The organism is Proteus sp. LHD240705 (assembly GCF_047921555.1).
Taxonomy (GTDB): Bacteria; Pseudomonadota; Gammaproteobacteria; order Enterobacterales; family Enterobacteriaceae; genus Proteus.
In genome coordinates this window covers 1-10,588 of sequence record NZ_JBLRMI010000016.1, presented here as the reverse complement: position 1 = coordinate 10,588, position 10,588 = coordinate 1, and the positions used below count along the sequence as shown (strand labels likewise).

The window sequence follows — 10,588 nt, the reverse complement described above, 5'->3', positions numbered from 1 at the left end:
GATCTGAGCCTCGATTTTTTTACGCAAGACCATAAGGGGCTGTGGCTGGAGCGCATACACATCAAGTTGCACGCGATAGTTATCTAAATCCGTATCCTCCAGCGCACTGTTAGGCGTGATGCTGGCAAACTGGATCACAATGGCGGGATAATGCCCTTTGCCTTCAGGTAATACCTGAAAAAAAACCCTTCCATCGACAAGCGGTGAAAGGGTCTCTTTTAATTGCTGTATCATGATCTCTACCTTGCTTTTTCAATATCCTCTTTGAGTGTTTGAACAATCACTTTAGCCGTCGCTTCCTTTTTCGCTTCAAAGCTGGGGCGCATAAACGGTTGTGCGGGCATCTTGGCGGTGCCAAACTCGACAAACCACCAATAAAACGGATCATTTGGGTTCAATGCTGCACTTTTTCCCGTTGCTTGCTTAAAGGCAGACACTTTTTTACCCGATAATGATTTTACCCAAATACGTGTTTTGACTTGCCCATTGCGCTGTACTTTCGTTTTAGAACGAATATTGCGCTTGATGGTGCCCTTGCGTCGATGCGGCACCGTTTCCTTAAGAATAGGCACTCGATGTTTGATTTCTTCCTTTAACACCGAAGCACCTGCATTCATCGCCTTACGCGCACTTTGATTTTTGGTTTTACGGGCAATATCTTGCATTCGTTGAGCGAGTTCAGACAATCCACTGATTTTAATCTCCCCCATCATTCACGCCCTCTTTGCACATTAATTGAAGCTCACGATGACGCTCATAAGGGTCAATAATCGAAATAATATTAAATATTCGCTTACCCCATACAATACGCATCGAGGTATCAATATCAGCAATATAGCGAATAAGAATTCGCGTTGTGGCCTCACTTTGTACTTGCTGGGCTTGAAAATATTCTCGCCCTTGATAAGGCATGATCGCTGCACGGACTTTTGTCGCATGCTCCGTCCAAATCACATCACTGCCACTGATGGCACCGGGTGCTAATACTGATTTTTGAATATGAATGATATGACGCAATCGCCCTGCTTTCATGATTGCCCTCGCATCGGTCTGATCCGGTATACACGCAAAGCATGACATAACGATTCTGGAAGTGATTGCCCTTCACGATTTTCATACCAAAAACCCACCATTTGCCGAAGCCTCAAATTGATATCATCAGTAAGAAGCAATCCCATGGGATCATTGTCGGGAACGTAATCACTATACAAATTTCGATTTGTTAATCTTTTCACTTCAGCGATAGCGGCAGATAAATACTGCTGTAACAAATTATTATCGTAATCACCATCGATATTACATTGATGTTTCAACTCTTCGATAGTTGGAAATGCCATTCCTCCCTCCTAATATCCCGCGATCATCCCAAATCGCGGGAATGAAAATGGCTATCAAGCACGGTATGAATAGCACGAGACCTACTTCGCCGCTCCAGCTTTTAGTAACTTCACAGCATTACTGTCAACTAACATAGCGCCAACACGTTTTGTTGTGTAAAAATGAACAAACGGTTTGTTGGTGTATGGGTCACGTAACATACGAACACCAATACGATCAAGAATAGTGTAACAGCGGTTGAAGTTACCAAAAGCAATCGGCACAGCGTCAGCAGAGACATCCGCAAATTGCTCATTTTCTGCAATGCCATACCCTAATAATGCTGAAGGTTGCCCTAATTGCAGACCGGGTTGCCACAAATAATTACCTTGAGCATCTTTCAGTGTGCGAACTTGGAATAAGGTATTGTTATTCATCATAAATTTAGCACCTGTACGATAAACCTTTCGCATGGTGTAAATTAATTTCATGATTTCATCCGCTGTGATTTCTGTCGGTTTTTTCAATAACAAATGCTGCAACTTACCCCACTCACGTTCTTTATCGCCTTTATCGTCACTGCCGTATGCCAACAGGCCTTTAGGCTTTTTAATACCGTCACCGTGGGTAAATACCGCTTCTTCCTGCTCTGCAAATTCTGTGGCTAACTCACTGGTGATGAATTGCTCAACATTAAAAAAGGCATCATCAAGCATGGTTTGAGTGGCGGCAGGGTTACCGTAGATTTCACCCCAAAAAGGTTCAATAGAAGCGAGTTTTGATGTATTGGTTTCAGGGCGTTTATCCACTTCTCCCACCCATCCACTATTTGTGCCACCTTGATTAATCAGACGTTTAAACTTCTCTGTGCCAACCGTAATCACATGACACTCTTGACGCATAACCACTTCATCACGCAATGCCGTAATGATATTACGATCCAGTTCTTCAGGTACCGCATAACCACCGTCAGGATCTGAACCGACTTGCATCGCTTTGCGCTCTAACTCTGCAAGCCCATCATCTGTACCTTTACGCACGAATAATTCAAACGCGGTTTTATGCTCAGTGACATCTTTATTCGTCACACGACTATCGGGACGTTTAACTGAAGCTAATTCAGCCTCTAAATTACTTTTTAATTCATCCAGCTCTGATAATTTGCCATTTAAGGTATCAACGGTTGCTGATAATTTACTTTTTTCAGCTTCAATTGCCTCAATACGTTTATCATTCGACTTTTTAAACTCGTCAAACTGACTTTTTAATTCCTGCGCAACTTCACTGACATCTTTATGATCAATAGCCATAATTTTTCCTTTATTATTTAAAAATCGATTTCAATGTTTCTAATGCTTCTTGCTCAACATCTCGCAGAGAAAGTGCATCATAGCCTTTAGCCATAAAAGCCTTAGCTTGTGTTCGCGAAAGCCCAACATCGCGCAGGACTCGCTCAATACTTTTTGGTGTGGGTAATTCACCACGAGCAAATGCCGACTTCACATCACTGACTCGCGCTTCATCATTGGAAGGGAATGTCACTAAGCTGATTTCCCATAGATCGATTTCTTTCAGCAGAAAGGCATCTTTACTGCGGTCATACTCATAATCTTTAAGAATGTAACCAATAGAAAGGCCGGAGAGCGATCCGGCCTTCATATGAGCATGTGCACGTTTAGCTAAAGGGTCGTCATCAATTAATAAGCGCCCTTTTACATAAAGCCCAGTGCTGTCCTCTCGCATTTCGGTATAAATACCAATAGGCTCGGCCATTTGGTGTTGCCAAAGTAAGGCAGGTAACGCACCTTTTTCTTTCCACTGACTCAGGGAATTAAGAAAAGCACCCGGCATCACAATATCGGCATAACTGTCTTTCACCCCGAAAACGGAGCCGTAGCCTTCAAACTCACCAGAGTCACTAACAGACTTAATTTTCAATGGCACATCAAGCCGTTGTTTGGTCGTCATCGGCATGTGCTTTCTCCTCTTGTTTTTGGGTTTCTGGCTTAGTGGTCATGTTCATCGGTGTGAGATAAATATCGCCCCCCTCACGAGGATTTAACTCTTCGAGTTCTCGACATTCATTAGGCGAATAAATCCCCCAGTTAATACCTGTTGAGTAGGCTTCAAATCGGGATTTCATGTCACCACGTAATAAAGCACCAGTATTAAATTTGGCATAAAAAGTCCCTTGCTTACTGGCTTTTACCAGTCCTGCATTAATGCGTTGCTCTATACGAATAAGGTAGGGAACAAGTGAGTAATTAATAAAACCAATACCCAAGTTTTCAATATTATTGAATGTGGCACGATCGGTGTTTTGCACCATATGAAGAGGAACACGAAAAATACGGCAAATCTCCTCTAACTGAAACTTTCGTGTTTCAAGAAATTGCGCATCTTCGGCCGATAAGCTGATTTGTTGCCATTTCAATCCCATTTCTAAAATCAAAGGTTTATGCGCATTAGTTAGTCCTTGATGATTTTCCTCAAAATCACGCTTTAAACGGTCAAATGCGAGATCTGAAAGCTCTTGCTCTGTTTGAAGCACACCACTTGTTACGGCACCATTACCAAATAAACGCGCACCATGCTCTTCGGTGGCTAACCCCAGCCCAATGGCTTGACGTGCATAGGCGATCGGACTTAATCCCACTAAACCATCAAGGGTAAAAATCCGTACATGCCAGATTTCCTGCTGTGTCAGTGTTTCACTTTTACCATTAGGAAATGTCACCTGATACTCTGGCTCCCATTGGTTATTTAATTTTGGCGTGACACAACTAGGATCAAGAGGTAGTAATTCAACCACTTCGCCTAAGGCGTATACCTTATAAGCATAAAAATTCCCTCTTAAACACAAACAAGCAATTAATAGTTCCCAAAGCTCTTGTGGGGTCATGTAATTATTAGGCTTAACCGCCAGTAATTTATGCAACCTTTCTTTGGTCGCGCGTTTATTTCCGCTTTCTAACTGTTCATATAAAGAACATGGCAACATACCGACCGACTCTGCCAAAACACGAACACAACTAAATACAGAAGTCAGTTGCATAGCGAGTTGTGTACTCACTCTTCGACCAGAATAAGTGTCATAAGACAATCCAATTAATTCGCTTAATTCTGATGGCGTTATGACTTTCCGAGATTTCTGAAATAACGTAGGAAAAAACATTATTCCTCCTTGCTATTTCGAGATTGACCAAGTGCTTTTGAAACAAGATATGACCAAAAAAGACATAATCCCCCAGCACACATATACCCCATCGGTGGATAGGTTAACCAAGCCCCAAATGACAATAAACAGGCGCCCGCAATCCCAACCAATAAGGCTGTTATGGTTAAAAATTTCATAAAATTTCCTTAAAGAGAGCGTAAACCTCTGGAGGCTAGAATAGAGGAAAGTGTATCTTCTTGGTCATTTAACATTGCACGCCCAATAGCCATGATCAGTGCAACCGCACCGTCAATTTTATTTTCGTTTTGCTCTTTGATGGGTCTCACCACATCATCATTACCGGGCAAAAATTTGCCAACAACATTACTAATACACCATGTCATGATGGGGTTACCATCATGATGAAAACGTCCAGAAGCAATAGCTGCTTCAAGCTCTTTCATTGGATCTGACATGTTTGTATAGTTCTGTACGATAGTAATAGGGTTTAACCCTTCATCCGCTAAATGATGAGAAAGATTGGTTGCGCCATGGGGATCAATGGGACTTTCATCGATAGGGTTACTAAGGTTATCGGCTTTTGCATCTTCCAATATAACGCGATAATCAATTTCAGCCCCATCAGTTAATGTTAAATGCTTCGTTTCAACCCATTTTTTAAAGCGCTCAGCCGTGCGTTGATTTTCAATATCTGCACCAAAAACTGAGTCATAAGGCACATAAAAGCTTGGTGCGATGCAATAATAATGCCGTTTACCCTCAATATCTCGCGTAAATAACTTAACACGAGAGTTCATATCCAGTTTTCTCGCCAAATCGAGGGCTTGAACACAAGATTGCCCTTCAAACATCTCTATGGTTAGCGTTTTATCTTCACATTCTAGCCAACTAAGCATATTGAAATACGCCGAACGAGCCGAAACCCAAATATTCAAATGTTTCGTTTTAAATATACTAGCCAGTCTTGGGTTGTTTTTAGCACGATTTTGTTGACTAATCAGGAATTCACTGTAAATCGATATTCCCATGTTGGGATTTGCTTTTTTTAATATCTCAGGATCCGTCCAATCATCACCTTCATCAACGGTATAAATCACCCCAAATAATTCTTCATTCGGTACAGTCCCATTGAGCATTTCAATGACTTCACGACGTTTATCATAGCAAGGGCCTTCAATATTATACCCTGCGGTTGTGATGGCCCACATTAATGGCTGTCGTCTCGCCCCCATTCCCGTTAACATAGTAGTATAGAGTGAATCAGAATCATGCTCATGGTATTCATCAACAATTGCACAATGTGGTGATTGTCCATCGCCAGGATTGCCAATTAATGGTTCGAACCGAGCCCCATCTTCTGGACGGTTCATATTTTTCGCATTAACTTCAATCCCAAAAGCTTCTATTAACAATGGAGTGCGCTTACACATTAATTTAGCCGGTCTAAAAACCTCCCAAGCTTGTTTTTCTGTTGTCGCCCCAGAATATACTTCAGCGCCAAATTCGTTATCACAAGTAAAGCAATACAGCGCAACCCCTGCCGAAATCGCTGATTTTCCATTTTTACGCGGAATTTCGGTATACACTTCACGAAAGCGACGAAGTTTTGTTCCTTTATGTACCCACCCAAAGGCACTACACACAATAAAAAGTTGCCAAGGTTCTAACGTAATAGGCATACGCTTAAATGCCCACTCACCTTTAGTGTGAGGCAATAACTGAATAAACTTTGCAGCTTGTTCTGCTAAATCCTTATCAAATCGATAGCGAAATTTTCGTGATTTTTCTTGCGCCATATCATCAATGTGTCGCTGACAAGCATCAATCACATACTGGCATACCACAATCTTGCCACGCACCACATCGCGCGCATATTGATTTGCCGCATTGACGTTCGGGTAAGATTTACGGCTCATGATGAAATAATCCTCATAAAGGGGTTATCTTGTTTTTTCTGCCCCGCAAGACCAATTAATCGCTGACGACTACTCGGATCTAAACCCAACATTGCGCCCGTGCGATCCATTTCACTTTCTTGTTCTTTTTTTGCCGTTAAATCAGGGTTTTTTACTGGCCCCCCCGTTGCACCAATTAAGCGAGTACCATCACGCATGATTGCAATCACCAAATTACGCCAAATATGATAGGCAACACACCAACGCTCAAGCACAGCAAGATCAGTAATACATAAGATACCTTGCCCACATAACTCCTTCACTGTGAGATCCCACATCACAATAGCCAAATCAATATTATGCTCAATAAACCAATCAGGTGGCGATGCACCTTTTAATGGTGTGAATACCGGCTCGTCTTTATTGAGTGCTCGTTTTCCCGGATTACCAGCCAATTCTTTTCTGGCTATAGGCTTCGGGCGACGACCTGATTTGCCCGGCGTGCCAGCCATAAAAACGCCTCCTCATTGACAGGAAAATATCAGTAAAATTTAACATTTATTGCCATTTTAATTTCATTTTTCGCGGGTATAAAAATTCGATTGGGGGCGCGGTACGGAGCAATGAAAGCCGTAGAGATTTGACCCGCCCTCCCCTTCTAAAAACGAAGCTAAGCACTTAAACCTTTTTCGATGAGCCTAGCCATTGCTGATTATCGCCTGCTCTTCTGTCTCATTATAACCATCAGCAAGCCAAGCCTCTGTTCGTTTAACACTTCCCCATAGCATTCTTGATGGATTTAAAAAGTTAGATACCATATCAATAGCAATGCGGATACTCTGTTGTATATTTGATGCGAATACTCTAGGGTCATCATCATGTCCCCAATGCTCAAGCTGTTCTATACGAAAAAGTATGTAGTCTATGTCGATATCTACCATGCGTAAAAACCATTCAGGCGCTGACTCTTCTTGTGCTTGTATTCGTTTACGCTTGAGTTGCATTAATTGAGATATGCCTTGATGCTATCTGCATAAGCCTTTGCAAATAATGTTGTTTGGTATTCATTCTGAGATAATGGTAAATCAGGTAGCTTCATTGATGTCCTTCCCTTGCCGTCTTAGTTCTATGACATGGAATGCATAACGACTGCAGGTTCTCTTCTGCATCAGTCCCCCCATGTGCTTTAGCAATGATGTGGTCAACTGTTTTTGCTTCAGTGGCTCGTCCTGCTCTTAAGCATTCTTGGCACAGATACTTATCACGCTTGAGTATACGTACTCGTAACTTATCCCATTGGGTACCATAACCACGTTGATGACGAGACTTACCGCGCTGATGAGTTTCCCATCCTAAGTTCTGATGATCTTCGCAGTAACCGTTACGTTCTGTTGTTGTCTTGGCGCATCCCTGTTTACGACATGCGCGAGGTATGCGGGGTGGCATGTTATCTCCTATAAAAAAGCCACCAGCAATGAACTGATGGCTATCTATATAAACGCTATCAACGTCACTAAATAAATGACGTTTGTAGAATTAAATATATTGATGTCTCTCCATCGTCACGCCCCTTCTTCTACCTACAGCTGACGTTGCTGATAATGACCGAAAAATAACAAAACGGCGGTATTCGTTGTTTTTGATTTCTCTTACATACTCAATGTGAAGAAGGACATGTCATCGTTAATGTAATAAGAACAGCGACAACGCGACGCTACATATAAAATAGCAGCTAACTGCATACCCAATGTGCCTTGATACAATTCACCTTTATCAATGCACTTTTGCCACATAGCTTAATACCTTTATAAATCATGCCATCAACTAGCATTTTTAAAAATACGCACAATCTTTGTGATCCGGCTTCTTTTTCATTTAACTATTGATGCAACATGAAAATTGGTTACGATAATACCTATCTTCATTATAAACCTAGACAGATATGATATTTTAGATATTGCACAAGAATCATACAAAAAATTATTTATAAATTAATAATTTAAGTTTACGAATCAAAATTTATCAGTTAATATTTTTCTTGATGATATGTTAATTATAACGCCGTTTTTCGCCTCTCTCCCGAGGCGTTTTTTTATTCATAAAGTAGCCTTTACATTCTATTCTCTGTTACCTGATATTTTTTGGCACTGAATCTACTCAATGAAAAAATAAACAAGTTATCACAGATAATTCTTAACCATAAAACCTCATAAATAACGATTTCTAACCCAATATTTTTAGTATCCATTAAAAATCATAAGGTTACTTATCTAATCTTTGATCTAAACACTAGAAACATATTAAGCAAGTATATATGCTTAGCAACTTATACAACGTATAAGTTACTTCTATCTATGAGACTTAGTGTCTTCCTTTGGGCACACTGATTAGACTCTGTATTTTAGCTTTATTGTCACCCCTGTAATTATCCTAGCTTACAGGGGGTTTTTTTCTAAACAATTTGCTAAACTCAAATTAGTAATTATACTTAAAAAAGTTATGCATAATAGTATCGCTATATTTATCATTAAATTGATATTTTGTTCTACTTAGCCTTTCGTTCATATAGATATGAAGGGCTTTTCTTATTAAAAGTAGCACTAAATATCAAATTCAACAATAATATTAGTATCCCCTCATTTACTAATCAGCAGCTATAAAGATAAAGCTTGTTTATAATATCTTTCAATTAAAAAGCCACCAGCAATCAAAACTGATGGAGATTATGTTGGATATTTCTTATCTTCCTTTCTCTATAACTAGCATTGCTTGTTATGCCCCAAATAGCAACGTAGTGATATTCGTAGAGAATATCTGATAACAACTGTATGTTAAACAATCAAAATACAATATTTTTCTTGGCATCATGCAGAAATAACAGTATAATTGACACATGTTTATTGTTGCTTCATTTCAGCCGCCCTATGAACTCAAACTCATGGGGCTTTTTTTATTCCATATCTAACTTTCTAAAGACAACTAATCAAAAATAAGGTTGATATGTTTATCTGAGTTATACTTTATTAACATCACTATACTTATAGTGATTAGTAATTTGAGTATTTCAGTCCATTTTATATAACTCAATTTCAGACATTTATATCCAATATAATTTATAAAATACTAAAATATTCTTTCTATTTTAATAAAGATAACACAACATCCTCATATTTTTTACCCATAGGTGAATATTCTCCCATATCACAAACATCAAACTCCTCTTTCAAAGAATCATAAATAATGCTTGCAAACATATCACAATCCACCATTCTCTCATCTTTTGTAAGTTCATAAATTAAATGATAATGTTGAAGTAACTCAGTATCAAACCTAGGGTTAAAAGATAATGGTATTTGATCACCTTCACTGTTTACTTTATTTCTATTGTTATGCATTAAAAGATAAACATTATCAAACGCTATATCCTCTTTCGCTGCAACACATGCAACATAAGATTCATATGTTGCCGTTGTAACTAGAGTTCTTTCCATTAATGCCTGAGTATTAATTGATAAGGATAACAGAGTAATAATAATTAATATTTTATTTATCATTTTCATAAAAATAATTTATAGTATTTTCTATTACTTTTAGAATAACATCATTATTAAATAATCCAAATATTTCTCAATGAAATTATAATCCCTATCATTTCATCATATAAAATTCATTTTAATCATAATATCAATGTATAAAAATTTATATTTTTAAAACTCGATCACCGCATATAACATTAATCTTCATAACCAAATTAAATAAAAATAATTTTATCTTACTTCCAATCATACAGAGATATCCCATTTAATTTTTTAATAATTTAACCTTTTATTGTGGTAATTTAGATTAATTCGTTTATTTATATGACAATTGATGATATCTTAAGAGAAGATCATAATATTGATTAATATCCTTTCCTGTTTAGCCCATTTCTTATATTGGGCTTTTTTCTTGAATGCCTTCATTCCTCTTAATTTTTCCTTAACAATTCACACTAGATACTAGAAATTTATTAAACAGATAAATATACTACATATCGTCATAATTCATTTTTTATAACTTTTTATTCGCGCTCTATACCATGAGCGCATTTTTTTATTCTAAGTATTCATGTTTGATATAATCCTGTAACCCAAGAATCACTCGTTCTGACTCTGCAATTCGCTCTCTGAGTAACCAATAATTTCGGATAGCGGTGTCT

Annotated in this window: 14 protein-coding genes and 1 pseudogene; all 15 read right to left on the bottom strand. The window is 38.6% G+C overall.

Going from position 1 to position 10,588, the window contains the following annotated elements; genetic code table 11:
* Positions 1 to 234 (bottom strand): tail completion protein gp17 (gp17, locus tag ACNART_RS17600; RefSeq protein ID WP_416303663.1); only part of this gene is annotated, 234 nt, incomplete at its 3' end.
* A 5-nt stretch (positions 235 to 239) separates the two neighbouring features.
* On the bottom strand, positions 240 to 713 hold the full coding sequence (locus tag ACNART_RS17595) for an HK97-gp10 family putative phage morphogenesis protein (protein WP_416303662.1): 474 nt from the start codon (positions 711 to 713) through the stop codon (positions 240 to 242).
* Positions 697 to 1,032, bottom strand: coding sequence for a phage head closure protein (locus ACNART_RS17590; RefSeq protein ID WP_416303661.1), 336 nt, complete (start codon positions 1,030 to 1,032; stop codon positions 697 to 699). Before ACNART_RS17590 ends, ACNART_RS17595 begins: the two co-directional genes overlap by 17 nt.
* Positions 1,029 to 1,337, bottom strand: coding sequence for a head-tail connector protein (locus tag ACNART_RS17585; protein ID WP_049212482.1), 309 nt, complete (start codon positions 1,335 to 1,337; stop codon positions 1,029 to 1,031). The genes ACNART_RS17590 and ACNART_RS17585 overlap by 4 nt, the downstream gene beginning before the upstream one ends.
* 81 nt (positions 1,338 to 1,418) lie before the next feature.
* Positions 1,419 to 2,627 (bottom strand): phage major capsid protein, encoded by a 1,209-nt coding sequence (locus tag ACNART_RS17580; protein WP_311747543.1) that lies wholly within the window; start codon positions 2,625 to 2,627, stop codon positions 1,419 to 1,421.
* A gap of 13 nt (positions 2,628 to 2,640) precedes the next feature.
* Positions 2,641 to 3,285: an HK97 family phage prohead protease gene (locus ACNART_RS17575; protein WP_173668544.1), complete on the bottom strand. Its 645-nt coding sequence runs from the start codon at positions 3,283 to 3,285 to the stop codon at positions 2,641 to 2,643.
* Positions 3,263 to 4,492 (bottom strand): phage portal protein, encoded by a 1,230-nt coding sequence (locus ACNART_RS17570; RefSeq protein ID WP_416303660.1) that lies wholly within the window; start codon positions 4,490 to 4,492, stop codon positions 3,263 to 3,265. The genes ACNART_RS17575 and ACNART_RS17570 overlap by 23 nt, the downstream gene beginning before the upstream one ends.
* Positions 4,492 to 4,671: a hypothetical protein gene (locus ACNART_RS17565; protein ID WP_049212495.1), complete on the bottom strand. Its 180-nt coding sequence runs from the start codon at positions 4,669 to 4,671 to the stop codon at positions 4,492 to 4,494. The genes ACNART_RS17570 and ACNART_RS17565 overlap by 1 nt, the downstream gene beginning before the upstream one ends.
* Before the next feature lie 9 nt (positions 4,672 to 4,680).
* On the bottom strand, positions 4,681 to 6,411 hold the full coding sequence (locus ACNART_RS17560) for a terminase large subunit (RefSeq protein WP_416303659.1): 1,731 nt from the start codon (positions 6,409 to 6,411) through the stop codon (positions 4,681 to 4,683).
* On the bottom strand, positions 6,408 to 6,902 hold the full coding sequence (locus ACNART_RS17555) for a phage terminase small subunit P27 family (protein ID WP_286429478.1): 495 nt from the start codon (positions 6,900 to 6,902) through the stop codon (positions 6,408 to 6,410). The genes ACNART_RS17560 and ACNART_RS17555 overlap by 4 nt, the downstream gene beginning before the upstream one ends.
* A 186-nt stretch (positions 6,903 to 7,088) precedes the next feature.
* A complete protein-coding gene (locus ACNART_RS17550; protein ID WP_161729126.1) occupies positions 7,089 to 7,394 on the bottom strand; it encodes a hypothetical protein in 306 nt (101 codons plus the stop codon).
* Positions 7,395 to 7,485: 91 nt separating this feature from the next.
* Entirely contained in the window at positions 7,486 to 7,836 is a 351-nt protein-coding gene (locus ACNART_RS17545) for an HNH endonuclease (RefSeq protein WP_196558688.1), read from the bottom strand.
* A 203-nt stretch (positions 7,837 to 8,039) separates the two neighbouring features.
* Positions 8,040 to 8,183: a hypothetical protein gene (locus tag ACNART_RS17540; protein WP_235366030.1), complete on the bottom strand. Its 144-nt coding sequence runs from the start codon at positions 8,181 to 8,183 to the stop codon at positions 8,040 to 8,042.
* Between the two features lie 1,344 nt (positions 8,184 to 9,527).
* Positions 9,528 to 9,950: a hypothetical protein gene (locus ACNART_RS17535; RefSeq protein WP_129586838.1), complete on the bottom strand. Its 423-nt coding sequence runs from the start codon at positions 9,948 to 9,950 to the stop codon at positions 9,528 to 9,530.
* A 532-nt stretch (positions 9,951 to 10,482) separates the two neighbouring features.
* A pseudogene (locus ACNART_RS17530) lies at positions 10,483 to 10,588 on the bottom strand (lysis protein); the annotation flags it as partial.

Bases quoted from the DNA above. Each gene is read 5' to 3' on its own strand.
- ACNART_RS17595 (WP_416303662.1), bottom strand. From the start codon at position 713: ATGATGGGGGAGATTAAAATCAGTGGATTGTCTGAACTCGCTCAACGA.
- ACNART_RS17590 (WP_416303661.1), bottom strand. From the start codon at position 1,032: ATGAAAGCAGGGCGATTGCGTCATATCATTCATATTCAAAAATCAGTA.
- ACNART_RS17585 (WP_049212482.1), bottom strand. From the start codon at position 1,337: ATGGCATTTCCAACTATCGAAGAGTTGAAACATCAATGTAATATCGAT.
- ACNART_RS17580 (WP_311747543.1), bottom strand. From the start codon at position 2,627: ATGGCTATTGATCATAAAGATGTCAGTGAAGTTGCGCAGGAATTAAAA.
- ACNART_RS17575 (WP_173668544.1), bottom strand. From the start codon at position 3,285: ATGACGACCAAACAACGGCTTGATGTGCCATTGAAAATTAAGTCTGTT.
- ACNART_RS17570 (WP_416303660.1), bottom strand. From the start codon at position 4,492: ATGTTTTTTCCTACGTTATTTCAGAAATCTCGGAAAGTCATAACGCCA.
- ACNART_RS17565 (WP_049212495.1), bottom strand. From the start codon at position 4,671: ATGAAATTTTTAACCATAACAGCCTTATTGGTTGGGATTGCGGGCGCC.
- ACNART_RS17560 (WP_416303659.1), bottom strand. From the start codon at position 6,411: ATGAGCCGTAAATCTTACCCGAACGTCAATGCGGCAAATCAATATGCG.
- ACNART_RS17555 (WP_286429478.1), bottom strand. From the start codon at position 6,902: ATGGCTGGCACGCCGGGCAAATCAGGTCGTCGCCCGAAGCCTATAGCC.
- ACNART_RS17550 (WP_161729126.1), bottom strand. From the start codon at position 7,394: ATGCAACTCAAGCGTAAACGAATACAAGCACAAGAAGAGTCAGCGCCT.
- ACNART_RS17545 (WP_196558688.1), bottom strand. From the start codon at position 7,836: ATGCCACCCCGCATACCTCGCGCATGTCGTAAACAGGGATGCGCCAAG.
- ACNART_RS17540 (WP_235366030.1), bottom strand. From the start codon at position 8,183: ATGTGGCAAAAGTGCATTGATAAAGGTGAATTGTATCAAGGCACATTG.
- ACNART_RS17535 (WP_129586838.1), bottom strand. From the start codon at position 9,950: ATGAAAATGATAAATAAAATATTAATTATTATTACTCTGTTATCCTTA.